Genomic DNA, 17,613 nt, shown 5'->3' with positions numbered 1-17,613 from the left:
GCACGTACGTCCCGGTGAGGAGCGGCTCATGCGCGTGGTGGTGACCGGAGCACATGGCAAGGTCGGCAGGGCGGCCGTCAAGGCGCTGGCCGAGGCGGGGCACGAGGTGACGGCGGTGGACGTGACGCGTCCCGTGTTCGAGCGCCCGGAGCCGGGCGCCCCGCGCTACCAGCAGGCGGATCTGACCGACGCGGGCCAGGCGTACGCCGTGACCGTCGGGGCGGAGGCCGTGGTGCACGCTGCGGCGATCCCCGACCCCACCTCCAACCCGCCGCACGTGGTGTTCCAGAACAACCTGATGGCGACGTTCAACATGATCGAGGCGGCGGTACGCCTCGGGGTGTCGCGGTTCGTGAACATCTCCAGTGAGACCGTCCCCGGGTTCTTCTTCCCTGAGCGGCCGTTCCTGCCCGACTACGCGCCGGTGGACGAGGAGCACCCGATCCGGCCGCAGGACCCGTACGCGCTGGCCAAGCACTTCGGTGAGCAGCTCATGGACGCGGCGGTGCGGCGGTCCGGCATCAGGTGCGTCTCGCTGCGGCCGAGCTGGGTGCAGTGGGAGGGCAACTACGAGCGCAACCTGGGCCCGCAGGTCCGCGACGCCGCCGAGAGCGGGGCGGGGTTGTGGAGCTACATCGACGTGTACGACCTGGCGGACGCGATCGTGCTGGCCACCGAGTCGAGCCTGCCCGGGCACGAGGTGTTCTACATCGCCTCGCCGGACAACGCGGGCGGGCACGACTTCGCCGAGGTGCTGCGGCGCTACTACGGGGACAGGATCGAGCTGCGTCCGCCGGCCCGTCCCGACGCCTCGGGCATCTCCTGCGCCAAGGCGCACCGGCTGCTGGGCTGGCAGCCGAAGCGTTCGTGGCGCGACTACCTCGACGACAACGGCCGCGCCCGCGAGCGCTGAGCGCCTCGCACGCGCCGTGCGTAGAGGATCGCCCGGGCCGCCATCACGACGCAGCCGATCCCGAGCAGCAGCCCCCACAGGACGTCGGTGACGAAATGCATGCCGCGGTACACGCGGGAGAAGCCGACGGCCAGCGGGGCGGCGGCCGAGAGCGTCCAGATCATCACCTGGAGCGCGCGGTTGCGGACGTGCGTGGTCAGGACGAGCGCGACCCCGCAGTAGAACGCGACGGCGGCGCTGACGTGTCCCGACGGGAAGCTGGAGGTGGGCGGCGCCTCGTCGAGGTGTGGGACCGGCGGCCGGTGCCGTCCGACGAGGTTGGTGGTGGCCAGGAACACCAGCGACTGGCTCCAGACCGCCGCGATCAGGAAGATCGGCTCGCGCCACCGCCGGAGGACGAGCCTGAGGACGATCGCGGTCACCGCGGTGAGCGCCACGATGTAGGGGGTGTCCGACAGGCTGCTGCCGAAGTCGGTGAGCTCGTTCCCCAGCGACGTGCGGCCGGCGGCCATGGCCCGGCTCACGGCCGCCTCACCGGTCAGGTGGGCGAAGACCAGTGTGCCGGCGCCGTACGTCAGCGCGGCCATCAGCAGCATCGGACATAAGATCGTCAACGCGTGGTACTTCACACGCTCAGTTCCGGACACGGATCGCCTCCAGCGACTCGGGTTGCACTCCTTCGGACAGCGGCGCGGCGGGCCTGCGTCCCAGCTCGCGCCGCCACGTGTCGAACGCCGCCGCCGTGGCCGCGATCACGGCCGCGCCCAGCACCATCCCGCCGGCCACGTCGCTCACCCGGTGCACGCGCCCGGGGTGGCCTTCCTCGTTGCGCATTCCTCCATCGCTGCCCCGGCGGGAGCCGCCGATGCCCGCCTGAGATCGATCAGCCGGGGTAGTCGGGAACGCATGTCCCCCACCGTGGCGGTCGTCGCGCACCGCAAGAAGGTCCTCGGCGCAGGTCTGGACGCACTGCGCGTGCTCATCGCCGAACAGGGCGCCGGCGACCTCCTCTGGTACGAGGTCACCAAGAGCAAGAAGACGCGCAAGAAGGTCCGCGAGGCCCTCGACCAGGGCGCCGAGCTGGTGTTCGTCTGGGGCGGCGACGGCATGGTGCAAAGGTGCGCCGACGCGATGGCGGGCTCGGGCGTGCCGATGGCCATCCTCCCGGCCGGCACCGCGAACCTGTTCGCCACCAACCTCGGCGTCCCCGCCGACCTGGAGGAGGCGGTACGGATCGGCTTCCACGGGCGGCGCGAGCAGCTGGACCTGGGACTGCTGAACGGCGAGCACTTCGCCGTCATGGCGGGCGCCGGGTTCGAAGCCGAGATGATCGCCGACGTCGACGGGCAGGCCAAGAAGCGGCTCGGCAGGCTGGGCTACGTCAGGGCGGCTGTGCGGCACGTCGGCGGGCCGCGGGTGCCGATGAAGATCAAGATCGACGGGACGAGCTGGTTCGAGGGACGGGCGAGCTGCCTGCTGCTGGGCAACGTCGGCACGATCACGGGTGGCATCGAGGCCTTCGACGACGCCAGACCGGACGACGGCTGGCTGGAGGTCGGGGTCTCCACCGCCAAGGGGCCGGTCCAGTGGGCGCGGGTGCTCGGCAGGATGGCCTCGGGACGTTCGGACGGTTCGCCGTTCGTCCGGGTCACCCGGGCCAGGAAGGTCTCCGCCCGGTTCGCGTCGCCGCTGACGTACGAGCTCGACGGGGGAGACCGCGGGGCGACCACCCGCCTCAAGGCCAAGGCGGTCCCGGGAGCGCTCACCGTCTGCCTTCCGCCGGCCGGCGAGACGTAGCCCGACGCGATGATGTCGGTCGTCCGTCGCCTGATCGTCCGTGGGCATTCACGTCTCGGTCGTGGCGGGCAGATGTCATCTCGCTGTGCTATCCCTTCGTTCGTATCTCGCCATGGCGGCGGCCGGCGCGATCGCCGGCTCGCTGGTCATCGCGGTGCCCGCGTCGGCCACCGCCGTCGGCGACCTCACTCCGCACAAAGTGTCCGATCCTGTCAGCCACGTCGATCCGCTGATCGGCACCGCGGGCGGCGGCAACACCTACCCCGGCGCCGTCCGGCCGTTCGGCATGATCTCGTGGAGCCCGACCACCACGGCGGGTGACCAGACGAACGCCGCCGGCGCCAACGGATACGCCTACAACACGCCCCGGACCCGTGGGTTCGCGCTGACGCACGTCAACGGCGCGGGTTGCCACCCGGGAGCCGCCGGCGACGTCCCGATCATGCCGTACGCCGGGGCGGTCACGTCGTCGCCGACGGCCGACACCACCGACGCGATCTACGCCGGCACCTTCAGCCACGACAACGAGTCCGCCCGGCCCGGCCGGTACACCGTCACCCTCGACTCCGGCACCAAGGCCGACCTCGCGGTCACCACCCGGGCGGGCGTCGGCGAGTTCTCCTTCCCGAAGGGCTCCGCCGCCAGCCTGCTCTTCCGCGTGTCCAACTCGCTGAACGGCAGCGAGGACGCGCAGATCACGATCGACCCGGACTCCCGTACGGTGACGGGCTCGGTGCTGACCGGCGCGTTCTGCGGCCGCCGCGCGAACGGCGGCGAGAACAACCGCAAGAGCTACTACCGGCTGCACTTCGTCGCGTCGTTCGACCGGGCCTTCTCGGGAACGGGGACCTGGGTCGACGGCGATCTGAACCCCGGCGGCACCACGGCGAGCGGCGGCGAAGGGTACGCGACGGGCGCGGACCGCGCGGGCCGCGGATCGGGCGGCTACGTCACCTTCGACACCACCTCCGACGCCGACGTGCGGATGAAGGTCGGCATCTCGTACACCAGCCTGGAGGCGGCGAAGCGGAACCTCGCCCGCGAGGTGCGGGAGCGGGACGACGTCGCGTCGGTGGCCGCCGACGCGACCAGACAGTGGAACGAGCAGCTCCGCTCGATCGAGGTGGCGGGCGGCACCCCTGACCGGCTCACCACCTTCTACACCGCGCTGTACCACTCGTTCCTGCAGCCCAACATCACCAGCGACGTCGACGGCACCTACCTCGGCGCTGACGGCAAGGCGCACCGGCTGGCGAAGGGGCAGGCCGCGCAGTACGGCAACTTCTCCGGCTGGGATCAGTACCGCGCGCACACGCAGCTGCTCGCCCTGCTCGAACCGAAGATCGCCGGCGACTTCGCCCAGTCCCTGTACAACCTCGCCCGGCAGAACGGCGGCGTGTGGGACCGCTGGGTCCACGTCAACGGCCCCACCCACGTGATGACCGGCGACCCGTCCGCCCCGACGCTGGCCGGCCTCTACGCCCTGGGGGTCCGGAACTTCGACGTGCCCGGCGCCTTCGACTCGCTGGTGCGGCAGGCGACCGTGCCGCATCCGTCGGGACTGTCCGACAAGGGCTGCCCGGGGCAGTGCGAGGGGCAGCGGCCGAACCTGGCCGAGTACCTGCGGCTCGGCTACGCGCCGCAGGACACCTGCCACTGCTGGGGCGGCGCGGCCGAGACCCTGGAGGACGCGACGGCCGACTTCGCGCTCGCCGACTGGGCCGGGCGGCTCGGCCGGGCCGACGTCCGCGCCACGATGCTGCCGCGGGCGAGCTGGTGGCGTGACACCTTCAACCCGTCGGCCGGCGCCGAGGGCGGCTACCAGCAGGCGCGCAGGTCCGACGGGACCTGGCAGTGGCCGTTCTCGCCGACCTCCGACACGGGGTTCGCGCAGGGCAGCAGCGCGACCTACACGTGGATGGTGCAGCACGACGTGTCCGGGCTCGCCGCGGCCATGGGCGGCAGGGAACGGGCGGCCGAGCGGCTGGACGCGTTCTTCCACCGCTCGGACGGTTCGTGGGCGACGGGCGGGGACGCGTTCCGCTACGACCCCACCAACGAGCCGGGCATCCACACCCCGTGGCTGTACAACGCGCTCGGACAGCCGTGGAAGACCCAGGAGACCGTGCGCGCGATGGCGTCGCTGGTGTACAAGACGGGTCCGAGCGGCCTGCCGGGCAACGACGACCTCGGCACGATGTCCGCGTGGTACGTGTTCGCGGCGCTCGGCATGTACCCGCAGACGCCGAGCCGCGCGGAGATGCTGCTGTCCAGCCCGATGTTCCCGAAGGCGTGGATCAAGCGCGGCGACGGCCCGAGCATCACGGTGATCGCGCCCGAGGCCGGCCCCGACGCCGTGTACGTCCACGGCGTGCAGGTGAACGGGAAGCCCAGCAGCCGGTCGTGGCTGCCGGAGTCCCTGGTCAACCGGGGCGGCGAGGTCAAGGTCGACCTCGGCGCCACCCCTGACCAGAGCTGGGGCACGGCCGTCGCCGACCTCCCCGTCGACCGCGTGCCCACGGCCGCCGCCCCGGTGCCGAACCTGCCGGGGCCGTGCGTGCGATCCGGGTCGTCCTGCGCCCAGGAGCTGCAGTACGACATCGACGGCGTGGCCGGCGCCGAGGCGAAGTCCGAGGGCAACCTGGACGGCAAGGGCTGGAGCTTCCCGGCCGAGCAGCTGCCCGCTCCCGGCCCGCGCACCGTGGCCGGGCACGACTACGCGGTCCCGGCGACCACCGGCAGGACGGGCAACTTCATGAGCCTGCGTGGTCAGCGGACGTACCTGACGCCGGGCCGCTACGGCACCCTGGAGCTGCTCGTCACCGCCGTGAACGGCGACCAGCAGACCGACGTCACCATCGCCTACGCCGACGGGACGACCTCGACGGCGCCGCTGAAGGTGACGGACTGGGCGAGCCCGTCGCCGCGCTTCGGCGAACAGGCCGCGGTCACGGCCGACACCCGTTACAACGTCAACGGGAGCGCCGACGGCCGCGCCGTCCGCATCTGGCACGTCACCCTGCCCGTCGACCCGGCCCGTGAGGCGGTGTCGTTCACCACTCCGGCGATGCCGAACCTCAAGGTGTTCGCGCTGACCGCCATGAACGGCTGAGAGGGCCGCCCGCCCTGGGGGCGGGCGGCCGCCGTGCGGCCTCAGGGATGTGTGATATAGCGTCTTCGTATCGCTTCACAAGACGCCCGTCCGCATAGTGAGACAACGTATGACGACATCCCCCCAGATCCAAGCCCCGAGCCGCTCCAGGATCGCGGTCGCCAGCCTCGTCGGCACCGCGATCGAGTTCTACGACTTCTACATCTACGGCACCGCCGCCGCGCTGGTGCTCAACACCGCGTTCTTCCCCGGCATGGACCCGGTGGCGGGCAGCCTGGCGGCGTTCTCGACGTTCGCCGTGGCGTTCGTGTCGCGGCCGCTCGGCTCGGCGGTGTTCGGCCACTGGGGTGACCGGATCGGCCGCAAGTCCATGCTGGTCGTGTCGCTGCTGGTCATGGGGCTGTCCACGGTGCTGATCGGGCTGCTGCCCGGCTACGCGGCGATCGGCGTGGCCGCGCCTGTGCTGCTCGTGCTGCTGCGCTTCACGCAGGGCATCGGGCTGGGCGGCGAGTGGGGCGGCGCGGCGCTGCTCGCCACCGAGCACGCGCCGCCCGGCAAGCGCGGCCTGTACGCGATGTTCCCGCAGCTCGGGCCGTCGGTCGGGTTCATCGCGGCCAACGGCCTGTTCCTCATCCTGGGCGAGACGCTCAGCGACGCGCAGTTCGACAGCTGGGGCTGGCGGCTGCCGTTCGTGGCGAGCCTGCTGCTGGTGGTCGTCGGCCTGTACGTACGGCTGAAGATCTCCGAGACGCCCGTCTTCCAGCAGGCCATGGACCAGCGCCGGATCGCCCGCGTGCCGTTCGCCGGGCTCATGCGCCACCAGTGGCGGCGCGTGCTCCTCGGCGCCGGCGCCATGACGATCGCGTACACGCTCTTCTACACCGCCACCACCTACTGCCTGGCGTACGGCACCGAAACCCTGGAGATCTCCAGGACGACGATGCTCGCCCTGACCATGGTGGGCGTGCTGTTCATGGCGGCGGGCACGGTGGCCTCGTCCATGGTGTCCGACCGGCTGGGCCGCCGCCGCACCCTGATCACCGGCACGGTGGTCGCCATCGCGTGGGGGCTGGTGATGTTCCCGCTGATGGAGACCAGGTCGGTGTTCCTCGTCGGGGTGGCGCTGGCCGGGGCGCTCGGCCTGATGGGGCTGGTCTTCGGGCCGATGGGGGCGTACCTGCCGGAGCTGTTCGACACCGAGTACCGCTACAGCGGCGCGTCCGTCGCCTACAGCCTCGGCGGTGTGCTGGGCGGCGCGGTGCCGCCGCTGGTGGCGACCAGCATGCAGGCGAGCGGCCTGGGGGTGATGGCGATCGGCGGGTACGTCTCCGCCATGGCCGTGCTGAGCCTGCTCTGCCTGCTCGCCCTGCCGGAAACAGGCGACAGGACTTTGTGAATCAGTAGGTGAATCAGTAGCCGGGGAACATCAGCGACAACTCGCGCGGGTAGCCCGCGATCAGGCACAGCTCGTCGTCCGTGAGCGGCCTGCCCGTCATCGCGTTGCAGAGCTGGACCAGCCGGAACGCCAGGTCCTCGTCCTCCACCTCGACGCCGAGGCCGTCCATGACGTGGCGGAACCCGGCCTTGCCGCCGTACTCGCCGGTCAGCACCACCCGCCCGTTCCGGGCGTGCCAGTCCTCGGGGAACGGGCCCAGCGTCGCCTCGTCGTACAGCTCGTAGTTGCCGTGGTCCTTCAGCGCGCCGTCGGCGTGGATGCCCGACTCGTGCGCGAACGCGTTGCGGCCGGTCCCGACCTGGTTGTACGGCAGCGGCTGACCCAGCGCGTAACTCGCCCACAGCGCGAACCTGCGCGCCCACGACAGGTCCAGCGCGTCGCCGATCTCGGCGTCGAGGCCGAACCCGTGGCGGAACGCCAGGATCGTGGAGAGCAGGTCGGCGTTGCCGGAGCGCTCGCCGATGCCGTTGACGCAGGTGTTGATCCAGGCGTCCTGGCCCGCGTCGAGGTCGCCGAGCGCGCCCGACACCGAGTTGGCCACGGCCATGCCGAGGTCGTTGTGGCAGTGCGTCTCGACCGGCATCGCGGTGCCGGCGGCCAGTTTGGCGAAGCGCTCGCGGATGCGGTCGGGCGTGTCGCCGCCGATCGTGTCGCAGTAACGGACGCGGCCGGCGCCCGCCTCCTTCGCCGCCAGCGCGAACTCCAGCAGGAACCCGTCGTCGGTACGCGAGCCGTCCTCGGCGTTCACGCCCACGGTCAGCGCGCCCGCGTCCTTGGCGGCGCGGACGGCGGCCGTCATCTCCCTGATGATCGCCGCCCTGTCCAGCCGGCCGCGGAACTTGTTCTGGATCATGTAGTCGGACGTCGAGATCGACAGGTTGTAGTGCTTCAGGCCGAGCGGCGCGGCCTTGTCCACGTCCTGCGGCACGCCCCGGCACCAGCCGGACAGCCGCAGCTCGCCGAACGCCCCCGCCTCGGCCAGCGCCACCTGCGCCTTGACGTAGGGAACCTCGTGGAACAGGAACGGGAAACCGATCTCGGACTGCGCCACCCCCAGCTTGGCCAGATAGAAGTTGACCATGGTCTTGCCGAACTTGGACAGGCCGGTGCGCGCGGTCTGCACGCCGTCCCGGTTGGTGACATCAAGGAAATGTACGCGTGGCATGTGCTCACGTTGACATGCCGGCTCAACATGGATCAATATTGATTTTCGTCAACTATGGAGGGGCCCGGGGTGGAGTGGATCGACGCGGCCACGGCGTCCGAGCGGCTCGGCGTCAAGCCCGCGACGCTCTACGCGTACGTGAGCCGGGGCGTGCTGCGACGGCGGCACGGCGACGACGGGCGGCGCAGCCTGTTCTCCGCCGAGGAGGTCGAACGCCTCGCCCGCCGCGGCCGGCCGCGCAACCGGCCGCCGGAGCTGGTCATCGAGTCCTCCGTCACGGCGCTCGGCGTCGACCGTCCGTACTACCGGGGGATCGACGCGCTGGAGCTGGCCCGCATGAGTCCCTTCGAACCGGTCGCCGACTGGCTCTGGACCGCCCGCCGCCCGCCGCCCACCGGGGCAGTGACGGGTGCGGCAGGGGAGCGGCCCGAGGGATGGAGGTGTGAGCCGGAGGCGTTGCGGGCCGCCGTGGCCGCGCAGCGCGGGCTGCCGGACGACCTCCTGCCGCTCGATCGGCTCCAGGTCGTCACCACGGTGCTCGGTGCGTCCGACACCTTGCGCCACCAGCTCGACCCCGCCTCCGTCGCCGCCACCGGGCGACGCCTGATCGCGGGCCTGGTCGACGCGCTGCCGCCGCTCGGCGAGCCCCAGGACGAGTCGATCGCCGCACGCCTGTGGTCACGCCTGTGCCCGCGCCCGGCCACACCCGGGCTGCTCGCGGCCCTGCGGGGCGCGCTCGTCCTGCTCGCCGACCACGAGCTCGCCGCCTCCACCCTGGCCGCCCGGGTCGCCGCCTCCGCCAAGGCCGACCCGTACGCCGTCGTCCTGACCGGGCTCGGCGTGCTCGGCGGCCCGCTGCACGGCGGGGCGTCGTACGCCGCCGAACGCCTGCTGGGCGAGGTCGTCCTGCCCGGCCAGGCCGCCCGCGCCGTCGCGGAGCGGGTCCGCCGCGGCGAGCGCATCCCCGGCTTCGGCCACAGCGTCTACAAGAACGGCGACGCCCGCGGCGCGCTCCTGCTCGACCTGATCAAGGAGGCGGCGCCGGGCCACGAGCGGATCGCCGCCGCCGACGCCCTGCTGGCCGAGATGCGCCGGCGCCGCCTGCCCGACCGCAACATCGACTTCGCCCTCGCCGCCCTCGTCGCGGTGAGCGGGATGGTGCCGGGCGCGGGCGAGGCCGTCTTCGCGGTGGCCAGGACGGCGGGGTGGCTGGCCCACGCCATGGAGGAGTACGACCGCGGCACCCTCCTGCGTCTGCGCGCCTCCTACACCGGCCCGCCCGTCAGCTGAGCGCCGGGCCGCTCAGCGCGACTCTGATCCGGTTCAGGTGGGTGCGCAACGCGGCGGGCTCGAAGGGGACGACGGCCGACTCGCACCGGCGGCCGACGCGGCGCAGGAGCTCGACCGACTCCCAGCCGGTGAAGAGCTCCTCGTCGATGGGGCGCACCCGGTCGCTGAGGACGTGACCGGCCTGGTGGCGCAGGACGAGGTTGCGCCACTGGCCGAGGAAGAGACGGAACTTCTCCAGCCGCGCGCCCGCCTCCGCCACCAGCTCGGCGCCGTCGTCCAGGGCCGCGTTCACCTGCTGCACCTGAGCGGACATCTCCACGATGCCTGCCTCGGCGGCGTCGCAGAGCGACGGCACGGCGGTCAGCGCCTCGGGCAGCGCGTGGAGCATGAACTCCTCGTAGGAGGAGAAGCCGCCCTGGCGCAGCGCGTCCTCGATGTGGGCCTTCCCGAGCAGGGCGGCGTCGCGGCGGTTCATCGCGTTCGTCTGGATCGCCGTTCGCTCGGCGTGCGCCGCCTGCGCGTACACCCGCTTGGCGAGCTCGAACAGCGGCCCGCGCGGGGCCATCCGCACCGAGACGTAGCCGTCGCGCAGCGGGCTCATGGTCGCGAACACCCAGTAGAAGCGGCCGTCCTTGGTGCGGTTCCGCATGTAGGCGCCCATCGGGCGCCCCGCCTGCAGCCCGTCCCAGACCAGCCGGAACAGCCCGCCCGGCATGTCCGGATGACGCACCGTGTTGTGCGGCGCCCCGACCAGCTCCTCCAGCTCGAACCCGGAGATCCGGACGAAGACCGAGTTTCCCTCCCGGATCACCCCGCGCCGGTCGGTGGTGGAGAAGAAGAGCTCCTGGTCTCCCATCCTCAGCTCGCGGGCATCGCCTCCCGGCGCCTCCGGGCTGCTCTTCACGGCTCTCCCTTCTCAGCCGTGCCGAACACCGTCGGCACGGCGCCCACCCAAAGGTGATCGTCACTGTGGGTGGCATTCTCGCGGGCGCCGCCATCCGCGGTGGATGGTCGTGAGTCCCGGCGTTTCGGGACTTTCGACCTCTTGCGGAAGGGCACTCAGTCATGCGGCCGGCAGCTCCTTACGGATTCCCCGCACCTGTGGGGTGTACCTCCGGCCGTGTGCTGGTCCCGCCCTTCCCGATGCCGCAACGTGGGCAGCGGACAGCACACCTCGGAGGAGACGGAAGACGACGTGAAGGTGCTGGTAATCGGTGCGACGGGGACTGTCGGCGGCGCGGTGGCGGCCGCCCTGGAGGCGCGCCATGAGGTGGTACGGGCCTCCCGCCGCGGGGACGTACGCGTGGACATGACGGACGTCGATTCCATCGACCGCCTCTTCGCGGAGGTGGGCCCGGTCGACGCGGTGGTGTGCTGCGCCGCGAGCGGTGCGCTGGCGCCGCTCGCCGGGTCCTCGGACGCGGCCTTCTGGGACGGGCTGCGGGGCAAGCTCGTCGGCCAGGTGAACCTCGTACGGCGGGCCCTCGCCCACCTGACCGCCCCGGCGTCCGTCACGCTGACCAGCGGACGGTTCGCCGAGCCCGTACCCGGCAGCGCGCTCGGCCATCTCGTCAACGCGGGCCTGGAGGCGTTCGTACGCGCCGCCGCCGTAGAGACGCCGCCCGGCATCCGCCTGAACGTCGTCAGCCCCGGCTGGATCCGCGAGACCCTGCTGACCCTCGGCATGGATCCGACCCCCGGCACTCCGGTGGCCGACGTAGCTCGCCTCTACATGGAGGCGATCGAAGGCGCCCCCCATGGCCGCACCCTGATCCCCGGGAAGCCGACGACACCCCATCGATGACGACGGACGCGCCAACCATCACGCAATGTCACCAACCCGCCCAGCTCCGCGCGTCTGGTCTCCCCGCGCTTGACCTCATGCCCGCGGGTTCGGTGTGCTTCGGCCTCCGGAACGTGGCCGGACTCGGCGGCCGGTCCGCCGGGCCGCCCGAGCGCCCGCATGCCGGCGTAGGGCGGGTCCGTCTACGTGCGCCAAGTCTCCGCGTGTCCAGGTTTCGCACGGCTGCCTCCGTACACCGATACACGGTGCGCCTGGCGCTCGTGCGCCGGGCGGGTGCCTGTACCTGGCAGTGGCAGGTCGGGGGTGGGGTGGGTGCGGCATGCTGGACGGCATGGACGTGCGGCCCGAACTGGGGGATTTCCTGCGCAGTCGCCGGGCTCGGTTGCGGCCCGCCGATGTGGGGCTGGCCGACTACGGCGGTCGTCGCCGTGTGCCGGGGCTGCGCCGGGAGGAGCTCGCCCAGCTCGCCGGGGTCAGCGCCGGCTACTACACGCGGCTGGAGCAGGGCAACAGCCCCAACGCGTCCGACTCGGTCCTGGACGCCATCGCCCGCGTGCTGCGGCTGGACGCCGACGAGCGGGCACACCTGTACGCGCTGGCCCGCCCCGCGGCCCCGGCGGCTCGCAGGCGCGCCCGTCCGGAACGGGTGCGTCCCGCGCTGCGGCTGATGCTCGACTCCTTCGCCGACACCCCCGCGCTGATCATGGGCCGCGCCGCCGACGTGCTCGCCTGGAACCGCATGGGGCACGCGCTGCTCGCCGGCCACCTCGACGCCGACGCCCCCGACCGGCCCGGCCGCCGGCCCAACGTCGCCCGCCTGCTCTTCCTCGACGAGCACACCCGCGAGCTGTACGCCCGCTGGCGCGACAAGGCCCGCGACACGGTGGCCGACCTGCGGCAGGCAGCGGCCCGGCACCCGGACGACCGGGAGCTCGCCGAGCTCGTCGGCGAACTCGCCATGAAAAGCCGCGACTTCGCCGCCCTGTGGTCGGCCCACCCCGTACACACCTGCGCCCACCACGTACGCGACCTGGACCACCCCCTCGTGGGCCGGCTCACCCTGCACAACGAGACCCTGAGCCTGCCCGGCGACGACCGGCAACGCCTGGCGGTCTTCTACGCCGAGCCCGGCTCATCCTCCGCCGCCGGCCTGAGCCTGCTGGCCGGCCTCGTCAACGGGCGGCCGGGCTGACTCACACCGCCGCCGTGCGATCGACGTAGGCGGCCAGCGCACGTACCCGGTCGGCGTGCTGGTCGTGGCCGACGATCACCGGTGGCTCGTTGTACGGCATCGCGTCCGACGACCGGCGCAGCTTGACGTACTGGCCGCAGGCGTCGATCGCGTACGGCTCCATGTCGTCCTGCAGCGCCCCGATCACGGTGATCCCGTACGTCTCGCCGATCCGCCGGAACAGCGCCACCGCTTCCCTGCGGTGCTCCTTGCCCAGGTTGCGGCCCAGCTCGTCGAGCACCAGGCACAGGTGGCCGCCGCCGGAAGACGCGATGGCCGCCGCGCACACCAGCTTGACGGCCTTCTCGTCCATCAGCGCCGTGTTGGCCCGCCGGTTGTACGGCACGTACCCCTGCCCCTCGCCGCGCCGCCACTTCGGCGTCACCCGCCACTGCCAGCGCTGCTCGGGATCGGCGGGCGCGGGCGGCACCGGGAACTCCAAGGTCGCGCCGTAGCCGCCGTAGGAGGTGTCGAGTTTGTCGAACTCCTCGGCCACCCGCGTCAGCCGGGCCTTGATCGCCGCCGTCAGCGCCGCCCGGTGCACGGCCGTCGACTGCGCCGCCTCCTCCGCGCCCCTGGCCGCCGCCGCCAGGTCACGCTGGCGGGACACGATCTGCGCCTCGATCTGACGGCGCTGGTGGCGTTCGTACTCCTCCTGGCCCCGCAGATAGGACGCCAGCGACCCGCACACCGCCGCGAACGTCGCCTGCTCGCGCGCCGTGCTGCCCTCCCGCTCGCTCAGCAGGAACCGCAGCTCCTCGGGCAGCTCCGCCTCCTCCTCGGGGAACGTGTCACGCACCGCCTGGTCGAGGTGGCGCTCGGCGATCCGCCACCATTCGTCGGCCGCCCTTGAGCGCTCGTCCTCGGGCAGGGCCGCGAGCCACTCGCGGGCCGTCTCGACCGTGCCGCCCCAGTCGGCGGCCAGCGCGTCGAGCTTGAGCGCCTCGCGTTCGGCGGTGACCTTCGTCTCCAGCTCGCGGGCCTGCGCCCGCTCGGACTCGTGCCGCTGCCTGCGGCCCTCCAGCCGCTCGATCTCCATGTCACGGGTACGCGCCCGGAAGTCGAGCGCGGACGCCAGCCGCTCGACCTCGGCGACCTTGGGGGCCAGCTCCGCGACGGCCGTGTTGAGCTCGGCCAGCCTGGCGCGCCGCTCGCCCAGCCTGGCCTCCAGCTCGGCCAGCCGCACGCCCGCCCTCGCCCCTTCGAGCCGCCGCTGCGCCACGGCGACGGCCTCCTCTCCGTCGCGTACGGCCTGTGCCGCCGTCTCCTGGACGTCGCGGGCCCGGTGGAGCCGTTGCTCGGCCGCCTTGATGCGGGCCTCGCGCCCGGTCGCCACCCCGTCGAACGCCCCCACGACGCTCACCCCGGCAGCGCTGACCAGCACCGACCCGGGCAGCCCCGCCAGCGCCTCGACGGCGGCGTCGAGCTGAGAGGCGTCGACGATCACGGCGTGCTCGTTGGGCCACCCGCGCAACTCGCCGAACGCGAGCCCGGCGGACTGCGCCGCCTTGCCATAGCGCGCCTTGAGCGCCTCACCCAACGCCTGCCCGGGAACGCCCCTGGAGCCCTGCCCGGCCCCAGCGCCCGCTTCGCCGGCCTGACCGGGACCAACGCCGGAGCCCTGCTCGGTCCCGCCGTTCGAGCCGCCGGCCTGGCCGGACGACGGGGCTGAGGGGGTGTGGGCGGCGTCGCGGGCCTGTTCGGCCACGTCGAGGGCGTCGAGCAGGCCCGTCGCGCCGATGCCCGCCGCCGCCAGCGCGTTGAGCTGGGCCGCGGCCGGGCCGCCCTCGGCGTCGTCGAGGGCGGCCTGCGCCGACGACACCTCCCGGTCGGCCACCCCGAGCGCCTTCAGCGCCTCGTTGAGCCGGACGCGGACGTCCGCCAGCTCCCGTTCGGCCGTCGGCACGTCGCGCCCGTCGGCGAAGCGGCGGGTCTCCTCCAGCGCCGGGATCAGGCCGCGCAGCTCGTCGGCGGAGTTCTCCGTCACCGCGCGGTCGGCGTCGAGCTTGGCCGCCCGCGCCTGCGACGCCGCCAGCTCCTTGCGGGCCTCGGCCACCTGCCGGTCGAGGGTGTCCTCGCGCAGGGTGGCGATCTCGGCGCGGACCAGGGCGACCGCCTCGGCCGCCGACTCACCGGCGGCGCGGTGCCGCTCCAGGTCGGCCGCCAGCGACTCGTCCTTGGCGGCGGCGTCGGCCAGCTTGCGGGCCTGCCTGCCGCGCCAGCAGCGCAGCGCCTCGGCCAGGCGAACCCGGGCCTGGTCGCGCCGGTCGAACGTGGTCAGCAGCGCCTTCGACTCCGCCTCGAACTCCGCCAGCCGGTCACCCGCCTGCGCCGCGCGCACCCGCCTGGCGTGCTCGTCGCGGCGGGCCTCGCGCTCCTGCTCCAGCTCGGCGTCGAGGCCGGTGAGCGCGGCGATGGCCTCGAAGACGCGTTCGGGGGAGATCTCGTTGAGCGGCTGGGACAGCAGGTTGGTGGCGACCTTGCTGCGTACGGACGTCGACAGGAACGACACGCACCTGACGCGGTCGCCGTAGAGGACTTTGGTCAGGTCGCGGGCCACCACGTCGCGCTTGCCGGCCGACCGGGGGAGCGACGCCCAGATCTCGTCGGCCCGCGCCACCCGCTCGGCCTCGGACGGCGAGGACGCCAGGTGCACGCCATCGCGCCAGCGGATCTCCAGGTGCGGCGCCTCCTGGTTGACCCGCAGCCACACGGTGAGGGCGCCGCCGGAGGTGTCGGGCACCTCGAACAGCTCCCCGCCCGCCTCGCCGGGCACCGTCTCACTGAGCAGCACCCCACCGCCCTCCGCCGCCTCACCGGAGGCGAAGGAGGATGGGGAACCGGACGCGTCACCCTCCGCAGAACCGGACCCCGAAGCGGACGCCGAACCGGGCGTCACGGCGGACGCGGGACCGGAGGCCACGCCGTGCGGCTCCCGCGCGGGAAAACCCTCCATGCCGGGCGGGGCGAAGACGCCCACGATGTAGCCGTGGTCGGCGCTCGCCCACTGGCGGCTGCCCGCCCCGCTGGCCAGCTCGGCGTTGAACAGCAGCTCCGAAACCGCCTTGGCGCCCGAGGCGAAGCGCCACTGCTCGTCGCCGAGCAGCGCCGTGATCGACGCGATGAACGACGACTTGCCCGCGCCGTTGGAGTCCTTCGGCCCCGCGCCCGCCACCACGATCAGCGTTCCGGGGACCGTGGGCACCGGATGCGTCGACAGCCGCGAGATGTTGACCGCCTGCACGGCGATCAGCACCCGGTCTCCGACGACGTTCTCCACCTGCGACACCTTGCCCCCCGTAACCCTTCCTTCGTTGTGTTGGCCCGCCCCGCGAGTCGCGGGCGGTCATCTGGCGGATCTGCGGGCGAGCACGGCCGCCGCCAGCGGTGTGCTCGGCCCCGCGGCCAGGATCAGCTCCTCCTGCAGGCGCCTCCGGGCCGCCGGGGTGAGCCGGTGGAACTGCGGCCCCGGCACGTAGCCGCCCGCCTCCTCGCCCGCCTTCACCTGTCCGAGCAGCCCGGCGTGGCGCAGCGTGCGCAACGCCGCCTCCAGCTCACCGATCGGGAGCTGGGTGTGGCGGCGCAGCTCCTCGACCGGCGTCGGGTGCGGCGACATCCACGAATCCTCGGGCAGCAGCCCCTCTGCCCGCGGGATCGCCACGGAGTGCACCAGCACGAGCGTCAGCACCGCCCGCTCGCTGACCCCCAGCCGGGTGCCGCCCGCCGCGAGCGCCTGGGCGGCGACGGCGTCGTCGTAGCCGGAGATCCAACGGTCGCGGTGCTGGATGAGCGTACGGCCGCGCCGGGCCAGCATCTCGCCCAGCGTGTGGCGCAGCGCCGGGTCGCGCAGGGCGGCCAAGCGCACCTCCTGCACCGGCTCGGCGGCGTGCTCGACCACCATGAACGCCGCGACCAGCTCGGCCCGGCGCCGCTCGTCGTAGCCGGCCAGCAGGTCGTCGAACTCGGCCGCGGCCGTCTCCACCCGGCCGCCGCCTTCCGCCGCGGGGTCGTGCCCGGGCTCGGCGGGGCGGGCGGCGGCGACGATGTCGGCGTCGGCCACCACAGTGAGCTCAGGACGCTCGGGTTCGAGCAGGCGGCGTACCAGCTCGCGCAGCTGCGCGTGGGACTCGGCCGGCCACAGGGCGCAGCGCGGGCCGAGCGAGACCACGCCGTCGTCGAGCACGACCCACGCCGAGTCGTGCAGGCGGCGCAGCGCGCCGATCGCCCAGTTGCGCATCAGGTCGTCGGTGCGGCCGATCAGCGCGCGGTAGGTGTCGAGCACCAGCTCGACCGGAGCCGGATCGCCCGGCCACGGGTCGGCCGACAGGTCGTTCCAGCAGCACTTGAGCACCGCGGCCAGCACCCGCCGCGTCTCCCCGGACCGCTCCACGGGGACGGGCGCCACCTGGTGCTCGTCGAGGAGTGACGGCGTCACCCCGTCGGGCCACACCGGCAGCGCCTGCCCGGTGGAGTCGGGCCGCGTCAACCGCGCCATCCCGGCGGGCGCCGCCACCCCCGCGGCCAACCGGAGCGGCCCCTCGGCCCGCGCCCACACATGCGCGACCGCCCCACCACCGTCCACCCGCCGCCTCGGTTCGCGGCGCCTCTGGTCAGTCGCGGCGGCCGCCGCGCCGCCCACCGGTGAGTCTCCGCCGTCATCCGTGCGGGGTTTCCGGTCGGTGAGGTCGGCGGTCGCGCCGTCCGGCGCCTGCGGCCGGTCGGTGGGTGCGGTGTCGTCTCCGCCGTCGTTCGTGCGGCGCTTCCGGGTGGCGGTTGCGGCGCTGATCCCCGCGTCCGGGTGGGCGGCGGGCGGAGCGTCGGCCGAGCCCGGGTGGTGGTTCGGGC

The 17,613-nt window shown here is 73.2% G+C and carries 13 protein-coding genes; 7 read left to right on the top strand and 6 right to left on the bottom strand.

Annotated features, from left to right (window positions below; all coding sequences use genetic code 11):
• Positions 1 to 913: NAD-dependent epimerase/dehydratase family protein (locus tag E1286_RS37590; protein ID WP_246075509.1), on the top strand; the 913-nt coding region annotated here is incomplete at its 5' end.
• On the opposite strand, the gene E1286_RS37585 is transcribed toward E1286_RS37590, so the two are convergent.
• Together E1286_RS37585 and E1286_RS37580 are read right to left on the bottom strand one after the other, a co-directional pair.
• Complete coding sequence (locus E1286_RS37585; RefSeq protein WP_132620442.1) at positions 877 to 1,509, bottom strand: phosphatase PAP2 family protein; 633 nt, start codon at positions 1,507 to 1,509, stop codon at positions 877 to 879. The two genes, E1286_RS37590 and E1286_RS37585, sit on opposite strands and share 37 nt — an antisense overlap.
• 37 nt (positions 1,510 to 1,546) lie before the next feature.
• Positions 1,547 to 1,747 (bottom strand): hypothetical protein, encoded by a 201-nt coding sequence (locus E1286_RS37580; RefSeq protein ID WP_187368277.1) that lies wholly within the window; start codon positions 1,745 to 1,747, stop codon positions 1,547 to 1,549.
• A 72-nt stretch (positions 1,748 to 1,819) separates the two neighbouring features.
• On the opposite strand from E1286_RS37580, the gene E1286_RS37575 reads away from it, so the two are divergent.
• The 3 genes from E1286_RS37575 (at position 1,820) to E1286_RS37565 (ending at position 7,218) form a co-directional block, all read left to right on the top strand.
• The gene (locus E1286_RS37575) at positions 1,820 to 2,710 is read left to right on the top strand and encodes a diacylglycerol/lipid kinase family protein (RefSeq protein ID WP_132620440.1); all 891 of its coding nucleotides are present in this window, start codon (positions 1,820 to 1,822) and stop codon (positions 2,708 to 2,710) included.
• Between the two features lie 85 nt (positions 2,711 to 2,795).
• Positions 2,796 to 5,822, top strand: a complete 3,027-nt coding sequence (locus E1286_RS37570; RefSeq protein WP_246075508.1) for a GH92 family glycosyl hydrolase — start codon at positions 2,796 to 2,798, stop codon at positions 5,820 to 5,822.
• A gap of 109 nt (positions 5,823 to 5,931) precedes the next feature.
• Positions 5,932 to 7,218 (top strand): MFS transporter, encoded by a 1,287-nt coding sequence (locus E1286_RS37565; RefSeq protein WP_132620438.1) that lies wholly within the window; start codon positions 5,932 to 5,934, stop codon positions 7,216 to 7,218.
• 13 nt (positions 7,219 to 7,231) lie between these two features.
• Here E1286_RS37565 and E1286_RS37560 read toward each other — a convergent pair whose 3' ends face one another.
• A complete protein-coding gene (locus E1286_RS37560; RefSeq protein WP_132620436.1) occupies positions 7,232 to 8,443 on the bottom strand; it encodes a LeuA family protein in 1,212 nt (403 codons plus the stop codon).
• Positions 8,444 to 8,512: 69 nt separating this feature from the next.
• Here E1286_RS37560 and E1286_RS37555 point away from each other — a divergent pair, with 69 nt between their 5' ends.
• Positions 8,513 to 9,733, top strand: a complete 1,221-nt coding sequence (locus E1286_RS37555) for a citrate/2-methylcitrate synthase (RefSeq protein WP_132620434.1) — start codon at positions 8,513 to 8,515, stop codon at positions 9,731 to 9,733.
• On the opposite strand, the gene E1286_RS37550 is transcribed toward E1286_RS37555, so the two are convergent.
• Positions 9,726 to 10,637 (bottom strand): PAS domain-containing protein, encoded by a 912-nt coding sequence (locus E1286_RS37550; RefSeq protein ID WP_246075507.1) that lies wholly within the window; start codon positions 10,635 to 10,637, stop codon positions 9,726 to 9,728. The two genes, E1286_RS37555 and E1286_RS37550, sit on opposite strands and share 8 nt — an antisense overlap.
• 291 nt (positions 10,638 to 10,928) lie before the next feature.
• Between E1286_RS37550 and E1286_RS37545 the strand changes: the two genes are divergently transcribed.
• On the top strand, positions 10,929 to 11,537 hold the full coding sequence (locus E1286_RS37545) for a short chain dehydrogenase (RefSeq protein ID WP_132620432.1): 609 nt from the start codon (positions 10,929 to 10,931) through the stop codon (positions 11,535 to 11,537).
• A gap of 319 nt (positions 11,538 to 11,856) precedes the next feature.
• The gene (locus tag E1286_RS37540) at positions 11,857 to 12,729 is read left to right on the top strand and encodes a helix-turn-helix domain-containing protein (protein ID WP_223190803.1); all 873 of its coding nucleotides are present in this window, start codon (positions 11,857 to 11,859) and stop codon (positions 12,727 to 12,729) included.
• 1 nt (position 12,730) lies between these two features.
• On the opposite strand, the gene E1286_RS37535 is transcribed toward E1286_RS37540, so the two are convergent.
• Together E1286_RS37535 and E1286_RS50825 are read right to left on the bottom strand one after the other, a co-directional pair.
• Positions 12,731 to 16,057 carry a coiled-coil domain-containing protein gene (locus E1286_RS37535; RefSeq protein ID WP_132620430.1) on the bottom strand — a complete coding sequence of 1,109 codons (3,327 nt, stop codon included), beginning with the start codon at positions 16,055 to 16,057 and terminating at the stop codon, positions 12,731 to 12,733.
• Between the two features lie 57 nt (positions 16,058 to 16,114).
• Entirely contained in the window at positions 16,115 to 17,323 is a 1,209-nt protein-coding gene (locus tag E1286_RS50825; RefSeq protein ID WP_425464787.1) for a hypothetical protein, read from the bottom strand.
• Positions 17,324 to 17,613 lie beyond the last annotated feature (290 nt).

The sequence above is a fragment of the Nonomuraea terrae genome (assembly GCF_004348995.1).
GTDB lineage: Bacteria > Actinomycetota > Actinomycetes > Streptosporangiales > Streptosporangiaceae > Nonomuraea > Nonomuraea terrae.
Note: the sequence above shows the minus strand (reverse complement) of the source record. Positions and strands in the feature narration are given on the sequence as shown.

What these genes read in the sequence shown, in the direction of transcription:
- E1286_RS37585 (WP_132620442.1), bottom strand. Translation starts at nt 1,509, where the DNA reads ATGCTGCTGATGGCCGCGCTGACGTACGGCGCCGGCACACTGGTCTTC.
- E1286_RS37580 (WP_187368277.1), bottom strand. Translation starts at nt 1,747, where the DNA reads ATGCGCAACGAGGAAGGCCACCCCGGGCGCGTGCACCGGGTGAGCGAC.
- E1286_RS37575 (WP_132620440.1), top strand. Translation starts at nt 1,820, where the DNA reads ATGTCCCCCACCGTGGCGGTCGTCGCGCACCGCAAGAAGGTCCTCGGC.
- E1286_RS37565 (WP_132620438.1), top strand. Translation starts at nt 5,932, where the DNA reads ATGACGACATCCCCCCAGATCCAAGCCCCGAGCCGCTCCAGGATCGCG.
- E1286_RS37560 (WP_132620436.1), bottom strand. Translation starts at nt 8,443, where the DNA reads ATGCCACGCGTACATTTCCTTGATGTCACCAACCGGGACGGCGTGCAG.
- E1286_RS37540 (WP_223190803.1), top strand. Translation starts at nt 11,857, where the DNA reads ATGCTGGACGGCATGGACGTGCGGCCCGAACTGGGGGATTTCCTGCGC.